General features: G+C 68.0%; 26 protein-coding genes. 9 read left to right on the forward strand and 17 right to left on the reverse strand.

Translation table 11 applies throughout. The features are described from left to right. Nucleotides 1-202 precede the first annotated feature (202 nt). From soxY to soxB, 6 genes are all read left to right on the forward strand, one after another. Nucleotides 203-670: a thiosulfate oxidation carrier protein SoxY gene (gene soxY / locus BRO63_RS25455; protein ID WP_041656212.1), complete on the forward strand. Its 468-nt coding sequence runs from the start codon at nucleotides 203-205 to the stop codon at nucleotides 668-670. A 37-nt stretch (nucleotides 671-707) separates the two neighbouring features. Continuing rightward, nucleotides 708-1,022, forward strand: coding sequence for a thiosulfate oxidation carrier complex protein SoxZ (gene soxZ / locus BRO63_RS25460; RefSeq protein ID WP_013396030.1), 315 nt, complete (start codon nucleotides 708-710; stop codon nucleotides 1,020-1,022). An 87-nt stretch (nucleotides 1,023-1,109) separates the two neighbouring features. Beyond that, nucleotides 1,110-1,934, forward strand: coding sequence for a sulfur oxidation c-type cytochrome SoxA (gene soxA, locus BRO63_RS25465; protein WP_088142460.1), 825 nt, complete (start codon nucleotides 1,110-1,112; stop codon nucleotides 1,932-1,934). A gap of 10 nt (nucleotides 1,935-1,944) precedes the next feature. Continuing rightward, the gene (gene soxX, locus BRO63_RS25470; RefSeq protein WP_088142461.1) at nucleotides 1,945-2,601 is read left to right on the forward strand and encodes a sulfur oxidation c-type cytochrome SoxX; all 657 of its coding nucleotides are present in this window, start codon (nucleotides 1,945-1,947) and stop codon (nucleotides 2,599-2,601) included. A 23-nt stretch (nucleotides 2,602-2,624) separates the two neighbouring features. Beyond that, entirely contained in the window at nucleotides 2,625-3,131 is a 507-nt protein-coding gene (locus tag BRO63_RS25475; protein ID WP_088142462.1) for a TlpA family protein disulfide reductase, read from the forward strand. A gap of 34 nt (nucleotides 3,132-3,165) precedes the next feature. After that, a complete protein-coding gene (gene soxB, locus BRO63_RS25480) occupies nucleotides 3,166-4,875 on the forward strand; it encodes a thiosulfohydrolase SoxB (RefSeq protein ID WP_088142531.1) in 1,710 nt (569 codons plus the stop codon). Here the strand turns inward: soxB and BRO63_RS25485 are convergent. From BRO63_RS25485 to BRO63_RS25510, 6 genes are all read right to left on the reverse strand, one after another. Continuing rightward, on the reverse strand, nucleotides 4,860-5,273 hold the full coding sequence (locus tag BRO63_RS25485; protein WP_088142463.1) for a DsrE family protein: 414 nt from the start codon (nucleotides 5,271-5,273) through the stop codon (nucleotides 4,860-4,862). The two genes, soxB and BRO63_RS25485, sit on opposite strands and share 16 nt — an antisense overlap. 95 nt (nucleotides 5,274-5,368) lie before the next feature. After that, nucleotides 5,369-6,637, reverse strand: a complete 1,269-nt coding sequence (locus BRO63_RS25490) for an NAD(P)/FAD-dependent oxidoreductase (RefSeq protein ID WP_088142464.1) — start codon at nucleotides 6,635-6,637, stop codon at nucleotides 5,369-5,371. Nucleotides 6,638-6,664: 27 nt separating this feature from the next. Then, a complete protein-coding gene (locus BRO63_RS25495; RefSeq protein WP_088142465.1) occupies nucleotides 6,665-7,963 on the reverse strand; it encodes an NAD(P)/FAD-dependent oxidoreductase in 1,299 nt (432 codons plus the stop codon). A 10-nt stretch (nucleotides 7,964-7,973) separates the two neighbouring features. Beyond that, nucleotides 7,974-8,705: an amino acid ABC transporter ATP-binding protein gene (locus BRO63_RS25500; protein ID WP_088142466.1), complete on the reverse strand. Its 732-nt coding sequence runs from the start codon at nucleotides 8,703-8,705 to the stop codon at nucleotides 7,974-7,976. Next, nucleotides 8,702-9,361, reverse strand: coding sequence for an amino acid ABC transporter permease (locus BRO63_RS25505; RefSeq protein WP_054451769.1), 660 nt, complete (start codon nucleotides 9,359-9,361; stop codon nucleotides 8,702-8,704). The genes BRO63_RS25500 and BRO63_RS25505 overlap by 4 nt, the downstream gene beginning before the upstream one ends. A gap of 54 nt (nucleotides 9,362-9,415) precedes the next feature. Continuing rightward, entirely contained in the window at nucleotides 9,416-10,171 is a 756-nt protein-coding gene (locus BRO63_RS25510) for a substrate-binding periplasmic protein (protein WP_088142467.1), read from the reverse strand. A gap of 326 nt (nucleotides 10,172-10,497) precedes the next feature. Here BRO63_RS25510 and BRO63_RS25515 point away from each other — a divergent pair, with 326 nt between their 5' ends. Further along, complete coding sequence (locus tag BRO63_RS25515) at nucleotides 10,498-11,355, forward strand: IclR family transcriptional regulator (protein WP_088142468.1); 858 nt, start codon at nucleotides 10,498-10,500, stop codon at nucleotides 11,353-11,355. A 27-nt stretch (nucleotides 11,356-11,382) separates the two neighbouring features. Here the strand turns inward: BRO63_RS25515 and BRO63_RS25520 are convergent, their stop codons facing one another. The 4 genes from BRO63_RS25520 to BRO63_RS25535 all read right to left on the reverse strand — a co-directional run bounded on the left by BRO63_RS25520 (nucleotide 11,383) and on the right by BRO63_RS25535 (nucleotide 14,054). Then, nucleotides 11,383-11,922, reverse strand: a complete 540-nt coding sequence (locus tag BRO63_RS25520; protein ID WP_088142469.1) for a hypothetical protein — start codon at nucleotides 11,920-11,922, stop codon at nucleotides 11,383-11,385. A gap of 157 nt (nucleotides 11,923-12,079) precedes the next feature. Next, complete coding sequence (locus BRO63_RS25525; RefSeq protein WP_088142470.1) at nucleotides 12,080-12,295, reverse strand: hypothetical protein; 216 nt, start codon at nucleotides 12,293-12,295, stop codon at nucleotides 12,080-12,082. Between the two features lie 125 nt (nucleotides 12,296-12,420). Beyond that, on the reverse strand, nucleotides 12,421-12,879 hold the full coding sequence (locus tag BRO63_RS25530; protein WP_256943406.1) for an AAA family ATPase: 459 nt from the start codon (nucleotides 12,877-12,879) through the stop codon (nucleotides 12,421-12,423). Continuing rightward, nucleotides 12,876-14,054, reverse strand: coding sequence for a phage tail sheath family protein (locus BRO63_RS25535; RefSeq protein WP_088142471.1), 1,179 nt, complete (start codon nucleotides 14,052-14,054; stop codon nucleotides 12,876-12,878). Before BRO63_RS25535 ends, BRO63_RS25530 begins: the two co-directional genes overlap by 4 nt. Before the next feature lie 397 nt (nucleotides 14,055-14,451). On the opposite strand from BRO63_RS25535, the gene BRO63_RS25540 reads away from it, so the two are divergent. Next, entirely contained in the window at nucleotides 14,452-17,040 is a 2,589-nt protein-coding gene (locus tag BRO63_RS25540; RefSeq protein WP_088142472.1) for a carbohydrate-binding family V/XII, read from the forward strand. A gap of 138 nt (nucleotides 17,041-17,178) precedes the next feature. After that, nucleotides 17,179-17,787, forward strand: a complete 609-nt coding sequence (locus BRO63_RS25545) for a LysE family translocator (RefSeq protein WP_088142473.1) — start codon at nucleotides 17,179-17,181, stop codon at nucleotides 17,785-17,787. A 42-nt stretch (nucleotides 17,788-17,829) separates the two neighbouring features. Here BRO63_RS25545 and BRO63_RS25550 read toward each other — a convergent pair whose 3' ends face one another. From BRO63_RS25550 to BRO63_RS25580, 7 genes are all read right to left on the reverse strand, one after another. Continuing rightward, on the reverse strand, nucleotides 17,830-18,501 hold the full coding sequence (locus BRO63_RS25550; RefSeq protein WP_373557800.1) for a hypothetical protein: 672 nt from the start codon (nucleotides 18,499-18,501) through the stop codon (nucleotides 17,830-17,832). A gap of 215 nt (nucleotides 18,502-18,716) precedes the next feature. After that, complete coding sequence (locus tag BRO63_RS25555; protein ID WP_088142475.1) at nucleotides 18,717-19,673, reverse strand: acyl-CoA dehydrogenase family protein; 957 nt, start codon at nucleotides 19,671-19,673, stop codon at nucleotides 18,717-18,719. Next, on the reverse strand, nucleotides 19,666-20,841 hold the full coding sequence (locus BRO63_RS25560; protein ID WP_088142476.1) for an acyl-CoA dehydrogenase family protein: 1,176 nt from the start codon (nucleotides 20,839-20,841) through the stop codon (nucleotides 19,666-19,668). Before BRO63_RS25560 ends, BRO63_RS25555 begins: the two co-directional genes overlap by 8 nt. Before the next feature lie 12 nt (nucleotides 20,842-20,853). Beyond that, nucleotides 20,854-21,522, reverse strand: coding sequence for a CoA-transferase (locus tag BRO63_RS25565; RefSeq protein ID WP_088142477.1), 669 nt, complete (start codon nucleotides 21,520-21,522; stop codon nucleotides 20,854-20,856). Then, the gene (locus BRO63_RS25570) at nucleotides 21,519-22,187 is read right to left on the reverse strand and encodes a 3-oxoacid CoA-transferase subunit A (protein ID WP_088142478.1); all 669 of its coding nucleotides are present in this window, start codon (nucleotides 22,185-22,187) and stop codon (nucleotides 21,519-21,521) included. Before BRO63_RS25570 ends, BRO63_RS25565 begins: the two co-directional genes overlap by 4 nt. After that, nucleotides 22,184-23,059, reverse strand: a complete 876-nt coding sequence (locus BRO63_RS25575; protein WP_088142479.1) for a MaoC/PaaZ C-terminal domain-containing protein — start codon at nucleotides 23,057-23,059, stop codon at nucleotides 22,184-22,186. The genes BRO63_RS25570 and BRO63_RS25575 overlap by 4 nt, the downstream gene beginning before the upstream one ends. Before the next feature lie 7 nt (nucleotides 23,060-23,066). Continuing rightward, nucleotides 23,067-23,972, reverse strand: a complete 906-nt coding sequence (locus tag BRO63_RS25580) for an SDR family NAD(P)-dependent oxidoreductase (protein ID WP_088142480.1) — start codon at nucleotides 23,970-23,972, stop codon at nucleotides 23,067-23,069. Nucleotides 23,973-23,978: the final 6 nt, after the last annotated feature.

The raw sequence follows: 23,978 nt of genomic DNA on the forward strand, positions 1-23,978 counted from the left end.
GCCGGCAATGCCGACGCGCACGCCATGCTGGCGCAGAAGATCCGCAAGGGCGGCGGCGGCGTCTGGGGCGCCATGCCGATGCCGCCGAACCCGGGCGTCAGCGACGACGACCTGAAACGCATCGTGGACTGGATTCTGGCCGGCGCACCCGCGCCGGGTTGAACACTCAGGGAGAGAGGAGACGGCTATGACGCAACAACACATCGATCGGCAGCGGCGCAAGGTGGTCGGCCTGGGCACGGTGCTCAGCCTGGCCGTTGCGGCGGGCCTGCTGCGGCCCAGCCAGGCTTGGGCGGTGCAGGCCGATTGGAACAAGCAGGCCTTCGATGCCAAGAGCATGCAGGACGTGATCAAGGCGCTGGGCGGTGGCGACGCCGTGGCCAGCGACCAGATCACGCTGGTGGCCCCCGATATCGCCGAGAACGGCGCGGTGGTGCCGGTGGGGGCGGTCAGCAAGCTGCCCAACACCGAGCAGATCTCCATCCTGGTCACCAAGAATCCGAACGCCCTGGCTGCCAGCTTCACGCTGCCCGCGGGTACCGAGCCCGAAGTGGCGACCCGCGTGAAGATGGGCCAGACCTCGGACGTGTACGCCCTGGTCAAGGCCGACGGCAAGTACTACACGGCGCACAAGGAAATCAAGGTGACCCTGGGCGGCTGCGGCGGCTGATCCGCGCACCGGCTACGACCAATCAAGGAGACAGCACATGGAAGCAAGGCCGATGCGGATCCGCGCCGCGGAGAAAGACGGCGTGATCGAGGTGAAGGTCCTGATGAGCCACATCATGGAAACCGGGCAGCGCAAGGACGCCGAAGGCAAAGTGGTGCCGGCGCATTTCATCCAGGACGTCGTGGTGAAGAACGGCGACAAGGTGGTGCTCGCGGCGCAATGGGGGCCAGCGGTGTCGCGCGACCCGTTCCTGTCGTTCAAGTTCAAGGGCGGTGCCAAGGGCGACAAGGTCAGCGTCACGTGGAAAGACAGCGAAGGCGCGACCCGCACGGACACCACCACGGTGACCTAGCGTTTCGAATGTGTGAGTGAAGGCGGACAAACAATAAGCGCCCGTCGGCACGCAAGGCCGGCAGGGCAACCGCGTGAGGAGACATACATGGATAGGAAACGCATGGCCGCCGCCTGTGCGCTGGCCGGTGTCGCGCTGGCTGGGGCGAGGTTCGCCGCGGCCGCGACCGAGCAGGATACGGCGCAGGGTATCGCGCAGTACCGCGAAATGCTGGCCGACGGCAACCCCGCCGAGCTGATCGAGATGGCGGGCGAGGACCTGTGGAAGGAAAGCCGCGGGCCGAAGAACGCCTCGCTGGAAAAATGCGACCTGGGCCAAGGCGCCGGCGTGGTCAAGGGCGCGTATGCGCAGTTGCCGCGCTACTTCGAGGATGCCGGCCGCGTCATGGACCTGGAGAGCCGCCTGGTCTATTGCATGGTGCAGCTGCAAGGCATGGAGGCCGCCGAGGTCACCAAGAAGCCGTTCTCGGGCGACGGGCAGTATTCGACCGACATCGAGGCGCTGGTGGCGTATGTGGCCGGCATGTCGCGCGGCATGAAGATCGCCGTGCCGCAGAGCCACCCCAAGGAGCAGGCCGCCTACGCGCGCGGCCGCGACATCTTCTACTACCGCGGCGGTCCGTATGACTTTTCCTGTGCGTCCTGCCACACCGGGGACAACAAGCGCATCCGCCTGCAGGACCTGCCCAACCTGACCAAGCAGGAGCCCGCGCGCGCGGCCTTCGCCAGCTGGCCGGCCTATCGCGTGTCGCAAGGTGCGCTGCGTTCCATGCAATGGCGCCTGCAGGACTGCTTCCGCCAGCAGCGCATGCCCTTGCTGAAATACGGTTCGGACGCCTCGGTGGACCTGACCGTATTCCTGGGTGTCAACGCCAACGGCGGCCAGATGATGGCCCCGGCCATCAAGCGGTAAAGGGGGAATCATGCGCAAGATACGCACGACCTGGCCCGGCCTGGCGGCCTTGGGCCTGCTACTGGCGGCAAACGCCGCCGCGCAACAGCCGGCGCCGAAGGCGGTTGTCGATCACCAGGCGTTGGTGGCGGAGCTGAAGGACTCCTTCGTCGAGCGCGGCCTCGCCAAGCTGGACCGGATCGATCAATCGACCATGCAGCGGGCCTGTTCGATCGCCGATGCAGGCGGCGAGATGCCCGCGGAAACGGCCCTGAAGATCACGCAGGAAGCCGCCGCCAACGTCAAGCCGCCCGCCGACGGCAACTACATCGGCGATTGGCGGCAGGGCGAGAAAGTGGCGCAGAACGGCCGCGGCCTGCAGTTCTCGGATACGGCCAAGACCATCAATGGCGGCAATTGCTATGCCTGCCACCAGATGACCAAGGCCGAGATTTCGTTTGGCAATATCGGTCCGTCGCTCTACCAGTACGGCAAGCTGCGCGGCAACGGCAAGGAAATGGTCGCCTACACCTGGAACAAGATCTACGACTCGCACGCCACCATGCCTTGTTCCAACATGCCGCGCTTCGGCGCGGCGGGCATCCTGACGGCACAGCAGCTCAAGGATGTCATGGCGCTGCTGCTGGATCCGCAATCCGCCGTCAACGACGACCAGGCCAAGCCTTGAACGCCGCCCCGCGCGCAGGACGCATGAACGCTGTTTCCAGATACGGCCGCTTGCTGCTGGCCGTGGGCATGCTGGCCGCCGCGGCGGCCCATGCCCAGGCGCCGCCGAAAGTGGGGGACAAGCTCGTGATGCCGGACGTGCAGCTGCTGGACGGCACCCGGCTGTCCGCCGCCGATTTCGCGGGCAAGCCGCTGGTGGTGGAGTACTGGGCTTCCTGGTGCCCCTACTGCGCGCGGCAGAATCCGCATCTGCAGAAGCTCACCGAGGCCGCGCGCGGCAAGGGCCTGCGCATCCTGACGGTCAGCATCGACAAGGATGAGCAGGCCGCGCGCGACTACGTCGCCAAGCATGGCTACACCTTTGGCGTGGCCATGGACAACGAAGCGCTGCGGGCGGTCTTCGGCAAGCGCCGCGTCATTCCCGAAATATTCGTGCTGGACGCGAATGGCAAGCTGCTCGAGGCCATCCCCGGCGAGATGTTCGAGGAGGACGTGCTCGAACTGCTGCGCCATGCCACGCCGCGCTCCTGAGCGCCTCTCTCCCTCTCACACGGTTGGACCGATGATCAATCGACGCGAGTTTCTTCAGATGTTGGCAGTCGCCTCCGCGGGCGGCATGGGCCTGTCGCACCACCCGCGAGCGGCGGCGCAGGCGGCGCAGGCGTTCTACGACGCGCCCGCCTTCGGCAACGTGCACTTCCTGCATTTCACCGATTGCCACGCGCAGCTCATGCCGCTCTATTTCCGCGAGCCCAGCGTCAACCTGGGCATCGGGCAGGCTGCGGGACGCGCGCCGCATCTGGTGGGCGAACATCTGCTCAAGGCCTATGGCATCACGCCGGGTTCGGCCCAGGCCTATGCCTTTACCTGTCTGGACTTCGCCCAGGCTGCGGGGCAGTACGGGAAGGTGGGCGGCTTCGCCCATCTGGCGACCCTGGTCAAGCGCCTGAAGGCCTCGCGCCCGGGCGCGCTGTTGCTGGACGGCGGCGACACCTGGCAAGGGTCGGGCACCGCCCTCTGGACCCGAGGACAGGACATGGTGGATGCCTGCCTGCTGCTGGGCGTGGATATGATGACGGCGCATTGGGAGTTCACGCTGGGCGCCGACCGCGTGCAGGAAGTGCTGGAGAAGGACCTGAAGGGCAAGGTCGAGTTCCTGGCGCAGAACGTCGAGACCAGCGACTTCGGCGACGCGGTGTTCGCTCCCTATTCGATGCGTGAAATGAACGGCGTGCCGCTGGCCGTGATCGGCCAGGCGTTTCCCTATACGCCCATCGCCAACCCCCGCTACATGGTGCCGGACTGGACTTTCGGCATCCAGGAACAGCGGTTGCAGGAAACCATAGACGAGGTGCGCGGCAAGGGTGCGCAAGCCGTGGTGCTGCTATCGCACAACGGCATGGACGTGGATCTGAAACTGGCTTCGCGCGTGCGCGGCCTGGACGCGATCCTGGGCGGCCATACGCATGACGGCGTGCCCGCCCCGGTGGCGGTGCAGAACGCCGGCGGCAAGACGCTGGTCACCAATGCCGGCAGCAACGGCAAATTCCTTGGCGTGCTGGATTTCGATGTCAAGGACGGCAAGGTGGCCGACTTCCGCTACACGCTGATGCCGGTGTTCGCCCAGTACCTGCCGGCGGACCCTGCCATGGCGGAGCTGGTCGAGCGCATCCGCGCGCCGTATGCGCAAAAGCTGTCGCAGCCCTTGGCCACCACGGAGGAAACCCTGTACCGGCGCGGCAATTTCAACGGCACCTTCGATCAGGTGATCCTGGATGCGCTGATGCAGGTCAAGGGCGCGGAGATTGCCTTTTCGCCCGGATTCCGCTGGGGCACCAGCCTGCTGCCGGGCCAGGCGATCACGATGGAAAACGTGCTGGACCAGACCGCCATCACCTATCCCCATACCACCGTGACGCAGATGAGCGGCGCCACCCTCAAGACCATCCTGGAGGACGTGGCCGACAATCTGTTCAACCCGGATCCCTACTACCAGCAGGGCGGAGACATGGTGCGCGTGGGCGGTTTGCAGTATGCGATCGATCCGGCGGGCGCGGCGGGGGCGCGGATCAGCGACATGCGCCTGGGAGGCTCGCCGGTCCAGGCCGACAAGCAGTACAAGGTGGCCGGCTGGGCGCCGGTGGCTGAAGGCGCCAGCGGCGAGCCCATTTGGGATGTGGTGGCGACTTATCTGCGCGACCGCAAGACGATAGGCCAGGTAAGCCCCAATCAGCCCGCGGTCAAGGGCGTGGCCGGCAATCAGGGCTTGATGTAGGCATAGCCTTCTTGCTGCAGGCGGGTGATGCGGACCACGCCGGAGGGCGTGAAGTCCGCTTCCATCACGAAGGCATCCTTGGCCAGCTTGCGGTTCTTGAGCGTGATCTCGCAGACTTCGAAGGCCACGCCGCGCGCGGCTAGCGCCGAGATCAGCGGGCCGACCTGGGCCGCGTCCTTGTAGTCCGTCATCAGGAAGTCGACGCCATCGGCATGGGCCACCAGCTTGATGGAGGTGTCGGGCGCGGTGTCCAGCTGGTTGCGCATGTTGCGCAGCGCGGAAAGCGCCTGCGAGGCGGAATCGTTGACGTGATAGACGACCTTGTCGGCGGCCAGCGTGGCGCTTGCCGCGCCCATCAATGCCATGCCCAACATCAATGCCAGCAGTTTTTTCAACATACTTGCCTCCTCTGGGTGCGGCAGCGGTGCCGCGGCGCATGGCCATGATATCAGCGCATGCGCGCCATGGGGCAATGATGCGGCCGTCGTCTCTCCTAGGCGTATCGCTCCAGCCGGAATGGCCGGATGTCCACCGGCGCTGCATTCCCCTGGATGAGGGCGGCCATGGTTTCTCCCACCGCCGGGCCGATGCCGAAGCCGTGTCCCGAAAATCCCGATGCCAGATAGAGCCCCGGCACGGCGGCGACCGGTGCGATGACAGGCATGGCGTCCGGCGTCACGTCGATGTAGCCGCCCCATGACTGCGCGATGCGTGCCTGCTGGAACACCGGGAAGGCGTGCTGCAGGCGGGCCCAGGCCTGGTCTATGCCGCGCGCGTAGGGCGCGGGATCGAGCACGCGGCAGCGCTCGTAAGGCGTCTCGCGGTCGGCCGGAAAGCGGCGCGGCGTCGCCAGTTCCTCGAAGAAGCGCTTGCTGAAGCGGATCTTTACCAGCGAATTATTGGCGATCCACGTGCGCAGGAACTTGCCCATCAGGCGGAAGCTGTCGGGCACCAGTTCGGCCAGGGAGGCCGAGAACTGCGAGACGGTGTAGCCGCCATCGGCACGCTTGCGGCAGGTGAAGTCCCGGCCGTTGATGGCCAGCGATACGCCGGCGTCGAACGGCTCGGTGCGCAGCACAGAACCGCGCACCTTCAGCTGCGGGAAGTCCACGCCCAGGTTGCCGCAGAACAGGCGCGACCAGCCGCCGGCGGCCACCAGTACCGCCTGCGCGCGCAAAGTGCCGCGTTCGGTGATGACCGTGTCGGCGCGGCCTGCGCTGGTCTCCAGGCCGCGCACGGCGCAGTTTTCGTATATCAGCGCGCCGGCCTGGCGCGCCAGCGCCGCGACACCCTGGGTGGCGATCTGCGGCTCCGCCACGCCGTCGGCGGCGCTGTAGAGCGCACCCGTCCAGGCGCGCGAGGAACTGGGCAGCAGGCGCAGCGCAGCTTCGCGGCCCAGCATGTCGGCCTCTACGCCGTAGGCGCGCGCCTTGGCCAGCCAGCTTTCGTGCTCGGCGGCGTCGCTATCGTTTTCCTGCAGGTAGACCAGGCCGTTGCGGCGGTAGCCGACTTCGACCTGGTCCTGGATGTCGCGCCAGAGCTGGTTGGCGCGCAGCGCCAGCGGCACCTCGGGCAGATCGCGCCCCAGTGTGCGCACCCAGCCCCAGTTGCGCGAGGACTGTTCGCAGGCCAGCGCGCCTTTTTCGAACAGCGCGCAGCGCACGCCCGCGCGCGCCAGCGCGAGCGCCGTGCTCACGCCTATGATGCCGCCGCCGATGATGGCCACGTCCACCGTGGCTGGAAATTTCGTTTGAGTCGTCATGACGATATGAAAGCGCCAGGGCAGGGGTCAGGCGGGATAGCCCAGCGCGTCGCGCAGGCGGTACCAGTTGATGGCCAGCGTCGCGCCGAACTGCCGCGCCGGGTAAAAGGGCATGCGCTCGATGGGCGTGACGGGAAACTCGAGTTCGCGCGCCGGCACGCCGCGGATGGCGTCGGTCAGCACGCGGCCCAGCGCCGTGCCCATGGCCACGCCGCGTCCGCAGTAGCCGTAAGCGGTCCAGATACCCGGCGCCAGGCGATGCACGCGCGGCAGGTCATCCATGGTCATGCCCACGCGGCAGGCCCAGCCGTGGCGCCAAGTGGCATCGGCCAGCTGCGGGAAGCGCGCGATCGCGGCGCGGCGCAGCTGCTCGCCGGTTGACGGATCCAGGCGCTCGGACGAGTGCCCGCGGCCGCCGATGACGAAGCGCCCCTCGGGGTCGATGCGGCAGTAGTAGGTGATCTTGCGCGTCTCGGAGATGCCGGCGCGCAGCGGCAGCAACTGCTCCTGCAGCGCCTGCGGTAGGGGATCGGTGGCGATCTGCGCGCTGGATACGTTGACGTAGGACTGCGCTACGGCAGGCCATAGCCGGTCGGTGTAGGCGTCTGTCGCCAGCACGACGTGGCGCGCCTGGACGGCAAAGCCGTTGACGCTCAGCGTCGCGCCGCCGCCAGGCGCCGGCGTCACGGCCGATACCGGCGAGTGGTCATGCACCGCCGCGCCGGCGTCTTGCGCCGCGCGCGCCAGTCCTCGCGCGAAGGCCAGCGGCTGTACCGCGCCCGCGCGCCTTTCGCGCAGCCCCGCGGGCCAGAACGATGAGCCGGTGGCCGCGCGCATCGCGTCGGCGTCCAGGTATTCGACGTCGCCGCCATGCGCGTTCAGCTCCCGCGCGCGGCTTTTGAGATAGCTGCCCGATGCCGCCGAGAATGCGCCCTGGATCCAGCCGTTGCGGGTGGGCGAGCAATCGATGCGCAGGCGTTCGGCCAGCTCGAAAAGATAGTCGGCATTGCCATAGGCAAAGCGCATCATGCGCGCCGCCGTGTCCGCGCCGAAGCGGCGGATCAGCGCGGCGGGTCCGGGCTTGAAGCCCGGCACTACCTGGCCGCCGTTGCGCCCGGAGGCGCGATGGGCCACTTCATGGGATTCGAACAGCGCTACCTTGAGGCCGGCCTCGGCCAGATGCAAGGCGGCCGACAGTCCGGTGAAACCGCCGCCGATCACGGCGGCGTCGACATGCAGCGGGCCGGCCAGCGCCGGCGAGGCGGCGCGCGCAGGCGCGGTCGCGGCCCACAGCGTGGCTGCGGGCGAAAACAGATCATGGTTCATGGTGCCGGAGCTACTGGGCGTGGGTGACGCGTTTGAGGAAATCACGCATGCGTTCGTTGCGAGGATCGGTCAGCACTTCGCGCGAGGGACCCTGTTCCGCGATGCGGCCGTTTTCCAGGAACAGCACGCGGTCGGAGACGTTGCGGGCGAAGTCCATTTCGTGCGTGACGATGACCATGGTCATGCCCTTTTCGGCCAGCGTGCGCATGACGGACAGCACTTCGCCCACGAGTTCCGGGTCTAGCGCCGAGGTCGGTTCGTCGAACAGGATGGCCTCGGGCTCCATCGCCAGCGCGCGGGCGATGGCCACGCGCTGCTGCTGGCCGCCCGAGAGCTGCTGCGGATAGTGGTTCATCTTTTCGGCCAGGCCGACCGACGTCAGAATCTCGCGGCCGCGCGCAGTGGCGGACTCGACGCTTTCGCCCTTGACGTGCACCGGGCCTTCGATGACGTTCTCCAGCGCCGTGCGGTGCGGGAACAGGTTGAAGCGCTGGAACACCATGGCCACGCGCTGGCGGATGTTCTGGATGTCCTTGCGGCGCGCGTCCACGGTAACGCCGTCTATCGTGATGCGGCCGCCGTCGTAGCGTTCCAGGCCATTGATGCAGCGCAGGAGCGTGGACTTGCCGGAGCCGGAGGGCCCGATCAGGCAGACCACTTCGCCCTGCTGGATTTCGGCGTTGATGCCTTCCAGCACGCGGTGGGCGCCAAACGATTTGCTGAGGTTTTCGATCTTGATCATTGACGGCGCCCCAAGCGGCGTTCAAGTTTGCCGATGAAGTACATCATGGGCAGGCTCATGGCCAGGTACATGAGGGCGACCAGCGTGAAGATGGTGGCGCTCTTGAAGGTGGAGGAGGCGATCAGCTTGCTCTGCATGGACAGCTCGACCACGGTGATGACCGCCGTCTGCGAGGAGTCCTTGAGCATCATGACCACGTTGTTGCCGTAGGGCGGCAGCGCGACCTTGAAGGCCTGCGGCAGCACCACCCGGCGCATCAGCTTGGCGCGCGACATGCCCAGCGACTGGGCCGCCTCGAACTGGCCGGGATCGACCGCGTCGATGCCCGAGCGGAATACTTCCGACATGTATGAGGAGTACGCGATGCCCAGGCCCAGCGCGCCGGCCTGGAAGGCGGTCAGGCTGATGCCGATCTCCGGCAGCACGAAGTACATGTAGAACAGCACGACGATGATGGGAACGCCGCGGATGATGTTGGTGAGGATGCGGCTGGCGTGCGACAGCGGCGCGACGCCGCTGACCCGCAGCAGGGCCCAGAACAGGCCGAGCGCCGTGGCGATGACCAGCGCCGCCGCAGTGATGGCGATGGTCGTCAGCACCCCCTGCATCAGCACCGGGAAGAACTCCGCGGCGTCACTGAAAAATGACTGGAACATCTTGGATACCTGTTAGGCGGCGCGCCGCGGCGGATCGGGCCGCGGCGCTCGGGATCAGGGCGCGACGCCCCACTTCTTCATGATGGCGGCGAGAGTGCCGTCCTGGCGCAACGCATCGATGGCCGCGTTGAGCTGCTTGACGCGTTCGGCGTCGCCCTTGCGCACGGCCAGCGCAATGTTGGTGGGCATGGCCGGCTGATAGCTTTCGACGTAGCGCACGTTGCGCACGCCCTGGGTGCGGACCTGGTAGGAGATCACTGGTCCGTCGCCGAACGCCGCGTCCAGGCGTCCCAGCGCCACGTCGCGCACCAGGTCGGACATGGTTTCGTACATCTTGATTTCCTTGAGGCCGGGCGCGGCCTTCAGCGGTTCGACGTAGAGCGTGCCGATCTGCACGCCGACGGTCTTGCCCTTCAGGTCGGCGATGCTCTTGTATTCGGTCTTGTCCTTCTCCGGCACGATCAGGGCCTCGCCGTACTCCACCACCAACTGCGTGAAATCGACCACCTCGGCGCGCTGCGGCGTCTTGGCGAAGGCCGAGGCGATGATGTCGATCTTGTTGGTCTGCAGGGCTGGCACCAGCGAGGCGAACGGAATCGGCATCACTTCCGCGGTAAAGCCGGCCTGCTTGCCCACGGCGTGGGCGATATCGATCATCACGCCCTGCAGGGTGTTGGTCTTCGGGTCCAGGAAGTTGAACGGCACCGCGGTGGGCGTGGCGCCTACCTTGACGGTCTGGGCGTGCGCGCCCGACAGGGCGGCGGCGCACAGCGCCGTCGCCAACAACGTTTTCAACACTTTGTGCAGCATCGGAATCCCCTTGGAAGCTGGAATCGCGCACCTGCACGGTGTACCGGACGTCCGATTTCGTCCTTGTCAGGTGCGCATTATCGTATCGAATAGCGATAACTATATATCGCATGTAGATTTTATAATCCGGCCAAGGAAAGCCTGTCAATCAACTAGGCTTTCAGCTAAGCGCTTTTTATTTAAGGGTTTTCCCGGGATTACCTGGTACGGAAAAGGTAGAATATGTCAAAAGATCTGCCACTTTTTCTTGCATTCAATTGGATTGGAATGCAATCTCTACGTATCGAACACTAATAGACTGGCGGCCTGCGCCGCCCAGCCCAGCCATGAATCCGGAATCCTCCACGCTGTACGTCCAATCGCTGGCCACCGGCATCGCCGTGCTCGATGCCTTCGACGCCGAACACACCTCCATGAGCCTGCCGGACATTGCCGCCGCGGCGGGCATCACCCGCAGCGCCGCGCAGCGCTTCGCGTTCACGCTGGAAGCGCTGGGCCTGCTCAACAAGGACCCTGTCAGCAAGCGCTATTCGCTGTCGTCGCGCACGCTGGACGCCGGTTGCCGCTACCTGGAATCGCATACGCTGCTGGATCGCGCCAATCCCTTTTTGCTGGAACTCAACCGCAATGCCGGCGAAACCGTGAATCTTGCGGAGCCGGCCGGGCAGGACATGATCTACATCGGCCGCTTCCCCAGCCCCTTGCGGCTCTTGGTGCACATGCCGGTGGGACGGCGCATCCCCATGTACTGCTCCTCCACCGGGCGCGTGTACCTCGCCGGCATGAGCGACGAGCAAGCCTGCGAGGCCCTGGAGGCCAGCGAACGCGTGAAGTACACCGCCAACACGCTGACCGACCTGGACGAGCTGATGGCGCAGATCCGTTTGTCGCGCGAACAGGGTTACGCCTGCTGCAAGGAGGAGTACTACCGCGGGGATCTGGCGCTGGCTGTGCCGGTCTACGATCTGAACCAGCGCGTGGTGGCGGGACTGCAGTTGTCCGTGTCGGCGGCCAAATGGACGGTCAAGCGCGCGGTATCCCGCTACGTCCCGATGATGCTGGAAACCGCCAGGCAGATTTCCATGTCGCAGCCCACGCCTCGCGCGCTGACGGCGTTTGGCGGCGGCGCAGCGCGCGACCTGCACGCCGAGCCGCCAGGGCGCGCCAGCGGGCGCAAGGCGTGAGGCTGGCGGCGGCTGGTGGTCGCGGCCTCAGGCCGTTTGCGGCGTCTGGTCGCCCGGCTCGCTGCGGCGACCAGGCTTGCCGTACAGCAAGCGCGCGCACACGAAGGCGCTGAGCGCGCCGGGCGCGGCGCCGACGGTCAAGGGAAAGCCGAAGTCTTCCTGCCACGGTCGGTTGTGGGAGATGAAGCCGAGCAGGAAAACGAAGCCATAGACGGCGCCGACCAGCGCCATCCCGGCGCAGGCGCGCCAGGACGGATGCGCCGGCCGCAGCGCGCCGGCCACGACACCGCACAGCAGGGCGGGCACGAAGCCGAAAATGTAGAACCAGGGCAAGGCGTAGACCAGCATGAGCAGGGTCTCGGGATCCCGGGTCGCGGCGGTCAGGGCAATGATGACGGCCGCGCCGCCGATGGGCGGCGCGGCCACGCCGTATAGCGCGCCGCCCGCGATCAGGTCGCTGCCCAGGCGCCGGCCGGCAGTGTCCATCGTGCGCTGCCGCTGCCTGCGGTAGGCGATGGCGGCGAAAACGCCTAGTAGCAGAATGCCGGCCGAGATGTATGGGGTCATCGCGTTATGCAGGATGTGGGCGGAGGTGGCAGCGCCAGCTTCCCCCGGAGGAGCAAGCCGGCGCCACAGGCCTGATGATACCGTGGCGGCCGGCCTGGCTTGCCTGCGTGTGCCGCGCCCGTATCGGACGCAGCTTCATCCTGCGGCTGCGCAGCCTTCAAGTCTTGTCGCTGCCGGCGCGCGCGTCAGAGGCCGAGGCGCTGTCGCCCAGCGCGCTGGCCAGCGCGGCGTCGGCCTCGCCTGCCTCGCGCCGTTGCTCCGTGCGCCGCATCAGCCGCTTGCTCACCATGGCGGCGACAAAGGCATTGCGTTGGGCCGCGTCGTAACCGGGGTGGCTGAGTTCGCGTACGTATTCGTTGATGACGGGTTTCATGGGTGTCCTCTGGTCTTGATGCCAGGCCAGGGCCTGGCGTGTAGGCTTGCGTCGGCGCGGACGGCTTGCAGCAGGCGCGCCATGGTGACTTCGGCGCCGCCGTCGGCAGCCGGGAAAACGCGGCTTCAGGGGCGGGCAGGTTGATCCGGCGCGGCGGCCGGAAACTGGACCACGAGGCGCAGCCGCCTCAGGAATGCGCTGTCCAGGTTGGACTTCAGGCTGTCGGCCCGCGACGCCAGGCCGCGGTACGACTGCATGGGTTGCAGCAGATAGCTGGGCTCGATATTGGCGTAGCGGTCATGGCTGTCCTTGACGGTTGCGCGTTCGCCGAAGAGCGCGTCGGCTTCGTCGAAGAACAGGATGGCGCCGCGCTGCTCGACCGACTCGAACAGACGGTCCAGGTTTCTCTCGGTCTCGGCGATGTACTTGCTGACGATCTGCGACAGGTCGATGCGATACAGCTCCAGCCCTGTCTCGCGCGCCAGCGCTTCGGCAGTCGCGGCGGCCTGCGCCAGCGCGTGCGCGCGGCTCTGGCTGCCCGTGTCCCACAAGGCCAGGATGCGTGGTTCGGCAGGCGCATTCACGGCTGTAGTCCTTGCGTCTGGCCGGCGCGTTGCTGGATGCGGATGACCACGAATTCCGCCGGCCTGAGCGGAGCGAATCCCACCAGGATGTTGACCACGCCACGGTTCCTGTCCTGCTGCGTGGTGGTTTCGCCATCGCACTTGACCAGATAGGCGTCGCGCGGCGTGCCGCCCTGGAATGCGCCCTGGCGGAACAGCGCGTTCATGAAGGCGCCGAGGTTCAGACGGATCTGCGCCCAGAGCGCTTCGTCGTTGGGCTCGAACGCGGCCCACTGCGTGCCGCGGTAGAGCGATCGCTCCAGGTAGAGCGCGAGCCGGCGCACCGGCACGTATTTGTATTCCGAAGCGAAGTGGTCCGCGCCCTGCAAGGTCCGCGCGCCCCAGCAGACCGTGCCGCGCCCGGGAAACGTGCGCAGGCAATTGACGCCCAGCGTGTTCAGGTTGCGGCTCTCGTCTTCGCTGACCGCGACGGCCAGGGACAGCACGCCGGCAAGGCTGGCGTCCATGCCGGCCGGCGCTTTCCAGACGCCGCGAATGCCGTCGGTGCGCGCATACAGGCCGGCGATCGCGCCGCAGGGGGACGTCAATCGGGGCTGGCCAATGCGCAGCGGGTCGGTCGCCTGAATCCAGGGGAAGTACACCGCGGCATGATCGGACCTGGGCAGCGCCGTGCCCATGACCGTCGTCGCCATGGCGGCAGCATCGGCCGCCTGCGGCGGCGCATCGATGATCATGAAGGCGCGCCGCTCCTTGCAGTAGGACACGGCATCGGCGAGCACGCCGGCGTGCGTGATGCCGGGCAGGCACAGCAGATTGAAGGGATGGGCTTCGTCCAGCGCATGCAGGCCCAGGCGCTGCGCGCGTTGGCCGATGAAGGCGGCATGCGCGTCTTGCGCTCCGTTCAGCCCGGTCGGCGCCACGCGCACCACGCAGGCCTCGGCGCCGCCGTTGAGGAAGAACTGAAGCACCGCGTAGCCGAGTTCGCAGCCTTCGGCCAGACCGCCGAACTCGCGTTCGTAACCGGCGAAATCCAGCACCCGGACCGGTTGGTTGAGCGGTCCGCGCATGGCCGTGCCCAGGAACGCGGCCACCGCGGTCGGCACACCGGCAATGGTGTGCGCGGCAGCGGGCGCTTCCTGGACATACACCCCGGGATGATTCAGGGCAGGGGCCATGAACTGCTCCTTTCCACGGCTACTTGGCGGCGTGTGCTTGCAGCAGGAAAGTCTTCGAGGGACGGCCAGGATGCCGCGGACTGGGGCCCGGGCCTGGGCGCAACGCACGGGAATGCCGGCGTGTGGCGGGCGTTGCGCCGCGCTTCTAGTTGGATGGCAGCGGAAAGGCAATCGGGCAAAAGTAGCAGCCCTGATGAGATGTTTTATAGAAGGTCTGATAAAAGCGGGCAATAGCTTTTCAGCGGTGTTAACGTTCTGTTGCTTATTCAGAAGCCGGCCCATGCAGGACGCCTTGCGCAGAGGCCGGCAGACGCATGGCCCGCAGCGGCGGCGCTGCGGGAAATCAGAGTGGCCGAGGCCCCGACTGGCGGCCGCGGCCCTCAACGAGGAGCGCGAGATGTATAGCCTGACCCGACTGTGGCGCGTGCATGATTTCCCGACAACGCCGTCCGTGCCGGCGGGCCCGCCGGGGCGTCTTTCACGCCTTGCCCTGGCCCTGGCCGTGGCCGGCCTGGCTGCCGGCGCGAGCCTGATGACTAGCGGCACGGCACAGGCGCAAGCGCAGGGACAGACCCCGACGCAAACGGCGCCCGCCCAATCCGACGCCCAGGAGGAGGCCGCGCGCTCGCTGCAATGGCCGCGCAGCTTCGAGGGCGCCGACGGCACGCGGGTGGAACTCTATCAACCGCAGATCGATACCTGGACCGCCGACCGTATTTCGGGCCGCATGGCGGTGGCCGTTGGCGCGGCCAAGGGCAATCCGACCTATGGCGTGGCCGAATTTTCCGCCCGGGCCGAGGTCAACAAGCCGGCGGGCCTGGTGCATCTTTCGGACATCCGGATCGAGCGCGTGCAGGTGCCTACCTCGCCGGAGGTAGCCGCCAAGCTGCGCAGCCAGCTCGAGGCCCGCCTGCCCGCCAAGGGCGTGGTCACGCGGCTCGACGCGCTGCAACTGAGCTACACGCTGTCGCAGAACAACCCGGCCACCAAGACCGTCCCGGTGGACAACGCACCGCCGCGTATCATCTACCGCACGGTGCCCACCGTGCTGGTGCTGATCGATGGCGGACCCGTCCTGGCCGAGGTGCCGGACGCGGCGGGCTGGCGCCGGGTGGTCAACACGCGCGCGCTGATGCTGGCCAATGGCGCCGACCGCTATTTCCTGCAAGCGGCCGGCCATTGGTACGAAGCGGCCAGCGCCACCGGACCCTGGACGGACCTGCCGCAGCCGCCTGCCGCATTGCTGGCTGCCGCCGACGCGGCGCGCCGCAAGGCCGCGCCCGATCCCTTGCTGCCGCATGGCGGCAAGCCGCCGCACCGCGCGCCCGCCATCGCGGTGTCGACCGCGCCGGCCGAGTTGCTGGTGACCGTCGGCCAGCCCGAAATGCGGCCCGTGCCGGGAACCTCGCTGCTGTCGGTGGCCAACGCCGATCACGCCCTGTTCATGAATCCCGGCGACAACCGCTACTACCTGCTGGTGTCCGGCCGCTGGTTCCGTGGCGCCAGCCTGGACGGGCCCTGGTCCTACGTGCCGGGCAAGCAGCTGCCGCGCGATTTCGCCCGTATTCCGGCCCGGGATCCGCAGTCTGGCGTGCTGGCCTCGGTGCCGGGCACGCCGCAGGCCAAGGAGGCGCTGATCGCCTCGACCATCCCGCAGACCGCCACGGTGTCGCGCAGCGGGGCCAAGCTGCAGGTCGAGTATGCCGGCGGCGAGCCTACGCTGCGGCCCATTCAGGGCACGGCGCTGTACTACGCCGCCAACTCGCAAGTGCCGGTGATCCAGGCCGAGGGCCGCTACTACGCCTTGTCGCGCGCGGTATGGTTCGTGTCGGATTCGCCGCGGGGCCCGTGGCGCGTGGCGGACCATGTGCCGGCGGCCATCTACACCATACCCGTCAGTTCGCCGCTGCACTACGTCACCTACGTGCAGGTGTATGGTTCCACCGCGCAGACCGTGGTGTTCGGCTACACGCCGGGCTATATGGGCGTGGTCGCCAGTCCTGACGGCACCGTGGTGTATGGCACGGGCTACGCGTACCCGCCGGTCATCGTGCAGGACACCTGGGTCGGCTATCCGCCCAGCTATGGTTACGACGCGGCCTTCGCCACCGCGACCGGCTTTGCCTTCGGCTTCGTCGCGGGCGAGACCTGGGGGGGCGCCGCGCCCTATTGGGGGCCTTATTGGGGCGCGCCCTATTGGGGCGGCGTCAACGTCAACCAGGTCGATGTCTACGGCGCCTGGGGCGGCTCCGGCGTGGTCACGCACGCCGCCGGCTGGAACGGCTGGACCGGCACCGAATGGCAGGGCACCCATGCCGAAGGCTACAACCCGCAGACCGGCGCGGCCTTCGAAGGCACGCGCGGCGCGGCCTACAACGAGTACACCGGCAACGCGGCGGCCGGACGGCGCGACGCCTATACCAACCCCGCGACCGGCGCATCGGGCGCGGGCCGCGCGGGCGCGGTCGCCAACGATGACGGCCAATGGGCCGCGGGCCGCCAGGACGTGCGCACCAACACCAACACCGGCCGCAGCACCATTTCTTCCGCCACGGCGACCGGGACGGCTGGCGACGGAGTCAGCAGCGTGGACCGGCGCGGCGCCACCTACGACCGCAACACGAACAGCGGCATGGCGTGGAACAACGGCAACGTATATGCCGATCACAACGGCAATGTCTACGAGCACAACGACAATGGCTGGCAACAGCACACCAGCTCGGGCTGGCAACCGGTGCAGCCCAGCGCGCAGTCGGGCAGCAATTACCTGAACGGCCAGCGCCAGGCGCGCGATTATTCCAGCGACCGCATGGGCGGCATGGAGGGAGGCGGCTGGCAGGATCGCGGCATGCAGGGCGAAGGCTGGCGCGACCGCGGCGGCATGGGCGGCGCGGAGGGCGGCGGCTGGCAGGGGCGCGGCATGGGTGGCCGCGGAGGCTGGGGCGGCGGTTTCGGTGGGTTCCATGGGGGAGGGTTCCGCCGCTGAGCTTGGCGCAGCAGGATCGGGCGGCACGGCAGGAGGGCGCGGCGCGCATGCCGTCCCGCCTTCCATGCCGATCGCATTTGCGCGGCCCTGCCGCAGCGGACTAGACTGACCGCTTTCCCTACTTTCAAGCAATCCGCCATGGCGCTGCATAGCTGGCTCATCTACCTGGTCGCGGTCATCGGGCTGTCGATAACCCCGGGGCCGAACACGCTGCTTGCCCTGACGCATGGCGCGCTGCACGGACACCGCAAGGCGTTGTGCACCATTGCCGGCGGCGCGGTGGGTTTCGTGGCGCTCATCGCCCTGTCCATGCTGGGCATCAGCGCCTTGCTCAAGGCCTGGGGGCCGGCGCTGACGGTGTTGAAGTGGGCGGGCGGCGCCTATCTGATCTGGCTGGGCATCCAGCTCTGGCGCGCACCGGGCGTGCAGCTGCAGCCCACCCCGGACATGCCGCGCATCCGCGGCATGCGCATGTTCAGCCAGGGCCTCCTGTCGGCCATTTCCAATCCCAAGGCGCTGCTGTTCTACGGCGCCTTCCTGCCGCAGTTCATCGATCCGGCCCGCAGCCTGTACACGCAGTTCGCCATCATGGCGGGGACCTTCGTCGTGGTGGAGTTCCTGGTCGAGTACGTGCTGGCGCGGCTGGCGCATCGCGTGCGCCCCTGGCTGGAGCGCGCCGGCCGGCGCTTCAACAAGGTGTGCGGCGGTTTGTTTGCCGCCATGGGCGCGGCGCTGCCGGGGTCTTGAGCGTAGCGGACGAGGCTGAAAGTTCAGGCAGGCGCTGGAGTTTCACTCATCCCGCAACCAAGATCCGGATTCCGGATCGACTGCGGCGCGCGCGCCATTCATCCGGATCTGTTCCTCGTCCAGCCGCGTGGCGGTGGCCGGATCGACATCGAATTCGATGCCGAGCGCTCGTGCGACGCGAACATCCTCGATGGGCAGTTCCCAGGTCAGGAACAATTGCGCCAATTCCAGGCCGGCCGCGAAGTCGGCCTCTTGAAAGCCCGTGCCACGGCGCAGGATGACGCCATGCGGCTGGCCGGTGTCGAAGATCATGGCGGTGCCGCGCAGCAGCGGGATTCGCAGGCCGGTAGCCGGGAAGTGCACGTCCAGGCCGCGGTCATCGCTCAGGAACAGATTGCAGAAGGCGGCGCCGCCATATTGCGCGCCGTCATGGTGGTAGCGGGCGCCGCGGCAAGCCATGAGGGCGATGTCGGCGCACGCCAGCACGCCGGGCAGTCCCTGGCCGTGCATCCAGTCGCCCATGGCCTGCAGGCACAGGCCGTACTCAGGCCAGCGCGCCTGTGTGCGGACCAGCGGCATCTGTTCGACGTCCCCGGGTTCCAGGAACAGGCGCGTGGCCATTTCGCGCTCCCAGTCCGCCAGCAGGCGGGCGGGCGGCGCGGGCAGGTCCAGCGTGCCGGTCAGCACCGTGCCGCTGACGCTGCGGCTGCGCATGGCGTCGCCGCTCCGGTAATAGGATGTCAGGCGGCCGGGCGGGTGCGGGGCATGGTTCATCGGGCTTGGAGGGGCCTGGCGGGCGCGGTCGCGCCGCGCCGGAACCCGCAAGGGAAAGCGGCTGTGGAAAACCGCTATGTTAACGGCCCCTACTTGGCGGCCGTAATTGATGACCCTCTATCGGCGCCCCTTCCGGCGCGCGCATGCCTGGAACGCTAGTCCCGCATCAGCGCGGCCAGCCGTTCGACCTCGACCGCCAGGCGGTAGGCGCGCTTCAGGTAAAGCTGGGCGTCGTGCTCCCACGAGAAGCCTATGCCGCCATGCACCTGGATGGAGAGCTTCACGGCGCGCCGCGCGGCGCTGGCGGCCAGGCGGGCGGCCAATGCGGCAAGCTCCGGGTCGGCCGAATCGCGCGCGGCCAGCAAGGCCTCCACGGCGTAGCGGCTGTTGTCCAGTCCGGTCCAGGCGTCGACCAGGGCGTGCTTGATCGCCTGGAATTGTCCGATGGGCCGGCCGAACTGTTCGCGTTCCTTGGCGTAGGCGATGGCCAGGTCCAGCGAGGCCCCGGCGGTGCCGACCAACTGCGCCAGCATGAACGCGAGGTGGTTCTGCAGCGCCGGTACAGCCTGCGCTGCCGGCAGTTCGGTTTGCGCGACGGCGGAACCGCGCAGGCGGGCCAGCGCCACGGTGGGATCCAGGCCCTGCACGGATTCGAGCATCGCCGGGTCGTAGCGCGCCAGCAGCCAGCCTTCGTCCTGGCGGGCGAGGCGCAGGTACTGGGCCGTGGGGCCGTAGGCGTCGATCCAGCCTTGCTCGTCGCCGGCGCGGTCGCAGCGGATGCTGGCCGGATGCGCCGCCAGGTCCAGCACGACCGCCGACAGGGCGGGCGTTTGTTCCAGCAGGGCGCTGGCAAGAAACGCCGATGCACCGTAAGGCAGGGTAAGCAGGGCGCGTCCGGCCCATTCGCCCATGAGTTGCGTGCCGGGGCCGTACTCGGCTTGGAAGGCTTCCGAACCCGCTTCCAACCAGCCGCCTTCGGCGAGCTCCTTCCACAGGGCGCGCTGGGCGGGGTCGTCGGCGGGCAGCGCGCGGCGAGCGTGGGCGACGGGATGCTGCTGTTCCAGCAGGCGACCGAAGGTGGAGGACAGCAGTGTCCTGATTTCGCTATGCATGTTGTCCCCTGTCCTTGGGCAGGCCGAGCAGGCGTTCGCCCACGATATTGCGTTGGATTTCCGAGGTGCCGGCCACGATGGTTTCGGCGCGCGACCACAGGAATTCGCGCAGCACGCTGGCCGTGCCGGCATGGGGCGCGCCGGCCTGCGGGCCGAGCAGGGCGGCCTCGCCCAGCAGTTCCACGCGTTGTTCCCAGATGCGTTGGCGGGTTTCGCTCCACAGCAGCTTGAGCATGGCGCCGTCGATGCCGGGCGTGTCGCCCGCGGCAACCTGCCGCAGCACGCGGTCCACGCGCCAGCGTATGACCTGGCACAGGTCCGCCAGGTCGCGCACGCGCCGCGCCTGCACGGCGCGTTCGTCCGCGTCCAGCGCGGCCTGCGCCAGCGCCCCGGTCAGTTGCCGCAGTTCGTCTTCCAGCTGGATGACGCGCGGCATGAAATAGATGCCGCGCTCGTACTCGGCGGCGGCCATGGCGATGCGCCAGCCTTCGCCAGGTGCGCCCAGGATGCGGCCCTCGGGAACCGGCGTGGCGTCGAACAGCACTTCGTTGTAGTCGGCCTCGCCCGTCATCTGGCGTATGGGCTCGACCCGCACGCCCTCGGCTTGCATGTCGATGAGCATGAAGCTCAGGCCGCGGTGGGCCTGGCTGTCGGGATCGGTGCGCACCAGCGCGAAGCACCACTTGGCCAGATGCGCCTGGGTGGTCCAGATCTTGCGGCCGCTGACGCGCCAGCCGGCGGCATCCGGCTTGGCGCGGGTGCGCACGGAAGAGAGGTCGGAGCCGGTCTGGGGTTCGGAGTAGCCCTGGCACCAGATCTCGCTGCCGTCGCGGATGCCGGACAGGAATTGCGCCTTCTGCGCGGGCGTGCCGAAGCGCAGCAGCGTGGGGGCCAGGATCGCATGCGCGATGCTGTTGATGGGCTGCGGCGCATGCAGGCGCGCGCATAGTTCGTGGAAGGCGATCAGCGTGGCGGTGCTGAGCTCGCGCCCGCCGTATTCGCGCGGCCAGGTGAGCGCGATCAGATCGGCCGCGCACAGCATGCGGTTCCAGGCCTGGCGGCATTCCTGCGTATGCGAGGCGGTGGCCGGATACTGTTCGCGCAGCTGGGCCAGCGCGGTGCGCAGCCAGCCCTCGGCGTCTTCGAGAAAATGTTCGGTGCGTATCATGGTTGAGAGCAATCAGGAGTGGGGATGCAGGACGCGCGGCGCTTGCGCGATGCGCACGGGCGCGTCGATCCAGCGGTGCAGTTCGGAGGGCGGCAGGCCGTCCACCAGGGCCAGCGGCACAAAGGCCCCATCGCGCACGTCGAAGATGCCGATGTCGGCATAGACCCGCCCGACCACGCCGGCGCCGGTCAGGGGCAGGCTGCAGCGGCCGCGCAGGCGCGGCGCGCCCTCGCGGGTCAGCGCTTCCATCATGACCCAGACGTTGCGCGCGCCCACGGCCAGGTCCATGGCTCCTCCCACGGACGGCATGGGATCGTCCGCGCCCAGCGACCAATTGGCCAGGTCGCCCTCGCAGGAGACCTCGAACGCGCCCAGCACCGTGATGTCGATGTGGCCGCCGCGCATGATGGAAAAGGAATAGACGTGGTCGAATATGGCCGCGCCCTGAGTGAGCGCGATCGACTGCTTGCTGGCATTGATGAGGTCGCCATCGGCGGTCTCGTGGTCTTGCAGCAGGCGCATGCCGAGGATGCCGTTCTCGCTGTGCAGCTGCACGCCGCGCGCGGGGTCGAGGCGGTCGGTGACCATGGTGGGCATGCCTATGCCCAGGTTGACCACGGCGCCCGCCGGCAGGTCGGCGGCCACCAGCGCGGCCAGTTGCTCGCGTGACAGTGGTTTCATTGCAGGCTCCCCAACAGGCGGTGCACGAACAGGCTGGGCGTGACGATGGCGTCGGGATCGAGCGCGCCGCAGGGCAGGATCTCTTCGACTTCGACGATGGTGTTGCGGGCCGCCATGCACATGACGGGACCGAAGTTGCGCTGGGCGCGGCGGTAGACCAGATTGCCCAACTGATCGGCCTGATGGGCGCGGATGAAGGCGTAGTCCGCGCGCAGCGGCTCTTCCAGCACGTAGCCGCGGCCGCCGAACATGCGCGTTTCCCGGCCTTCGGCCAGCGGCGTGCCATAACCGGTGGGCGAGTAGAACGGTCCCATGCCCGCGCCGCCCGCACGGATGCGTTCGACCAGCGTTCCCTGGGGCATGACCTCCACGGCCAGGCTGCCCGCCTGTACCCGCTCGCGGATCACCTCGTTGCCCGGCATGCGCGGGTAGGAGCAGACGATACGGCTGACGCGGCCCGAGGCCACCAGGGCGAGGAAGCTGGCCTCGCCCGCGCCGGCGTTGTTGTTGATCAGGGTCAGGTCGTCCACTTTCTGCTTGGCCAGCAGGCCGGCCAGCAGGCGCGCGGGTATGCCCGAGCCGCCAAAGCCGCCGACGAAGATCACGGCGCCCGATTCGATGCCGCGCAGGGCTTCTTCGACGTTTGCGCAAGTCTTGTCTTTCATTGTTCCTCCTTGGCCCAGGCGGCGCGGCCCTGGGCGCACAAGGCGCCGGCCTGATGGCAGGCCAGGGCCATGCCCTGCGGCTGCCGCCATAGGGACACCGCCACGTCCAGGCCGGGATAGACCGGCGCCATGAAGCGCAGGTCCAGTTCGCCCAGCCGCAGGCCGGGCAATTGCCGCAGGCAGGCTTCGAGCGCGCGGTTGACCATGCCCAGCAGCGCAGCGCCGTGCAGAATGGGGCGTTCATAGCCGGCCCGCCGCGCGCTGGCCGGATCCACATGCAGCGGATTGCGGTCGGCATTCAGGCGGTACAGCGCGCCCTGGTTGCGGCTGGTGGGCAGGACAATGACGCTGTCCGGCGGCGTCGCGGGCGGCGCGGGGATGGGGGCGTCCAGCGCGTCGCTGAGCGCGGCGTCGCCGCCGGAGTAGCCGCCGTCGCCACGGCAGATGTTCAGCTGTTCGATGACGGCGATTTCCTGTCCCGTGGCCGCTTCGTTCAGCGTGCGCCGCGTCACGACGAAGGCGCCCGGGGCTTTGTCGGCGATGCGCGCGACTTGCATCTGGCAGGTGACTTCGCCGCTGGCGGGCAGGCGGCGCGCGAAGCGCATGCGCTGCTCGCCATGCACGACCTGGCTCCAGTCCAGGCCATGGCGCGGATCGCGCATCCAGAAGCCGGGATAGGCCAGCACGCAGGCCATGGCGGGCAGGGCGCGCAGGCCCTGCTCGTAGATGAACCGGGTTTCGTCGCCGACGGGGTCGTCGGCGGCCAGGCCCGCGCCCACGCCCAGGGCGTAGAGGATGCAGTCATCCTCGCCATAGGCCTGGCGTTCGGGCGCGAAGGCGTGGGCCTTCAGGCTGCGGTAGTCCAGCGCCATGGCTACCTCAGACCGGATCCCAGGCGAACACCTGGGCGGACGTGTCCAGCGGCATGAAAGAGGCGCGCAGCGCGGCCATGCCGTGTTCGGCGATGCTCTCCGTGGTCCAGCCGTCCGAGCGGTGCACCGAGCGCACCGGGCGCGACTGGCTCATCAGGAAGATCTCGTTCAGGCGGATCGCGAACACCTGACCGGACACATCGGCGGAAGCGTCCGAAGCCAGGTAGCAGATCAGGGGCGCGATGGTCTCAGGCCCCATGCGGCGGATCTTCTCGACGTGGCGCGCCTGCTCCTCGGTCTTGGCCGGGATGGTCTCGGTCATGCGGCTCCAGGCCAGCGGGGCGATGCAGTTCGAGCGCACGTTGAAGGCCGCCATGTCCAGCGCCATGGCCTTGGACAGGCCGACGATGCCGAGCTTGGCGGCGCAATAGTTGGCCTGGCCGCGGTTGCCGATGACCGCCGAGTTGGAGGTCATGTTGATCAGGCTGCCGCCGCCCTGTTCGCGGAAGTGGCGCGCGGCGGCGTGGCTGAGGTTGAAGCAACCGTACAGATGCACCTTGACCACGGCGTCGAAGTCTTCGGGCGTGAGCTTGTGGAACATCTTGTCGCGCACGATGCCGGCGTTGTTCACCACCGCGTCCACCCGGCCGTAGGCGTCGGCGGCGGCCTCGATGATGCGTTGCGCGCTGGCGTATTCGGCCACCGAGTCGCCATTGGCGATGGCCTCGCCGCCAGCGGCGCGGATTTCCTCGACCACCTGCGCGGCCGTGCTCTGCGAGGCGCTGGTGCCGTCCAGCGACACATTCAGGTCATTGACCACCACGCGCGCGCCTTGCGCGGCCAGGGCCACCGCCGCGGCGCGGCCGATGCCGTTGGCCGCGCCGGTGACGACCACTACTTTTCCTTCCAGCATGTCGAA

It is taken from the genome of Achromobacter xylosoxidans (assembly GCF_002192695.1).
Classification (GTDB): Bacteria; Pseudomonadota; Gammaproteobacteria; order Burkholderiales; family Burkholderiaceae_B; genus Achromobacter; species Achromobacter xylosoxidans_C.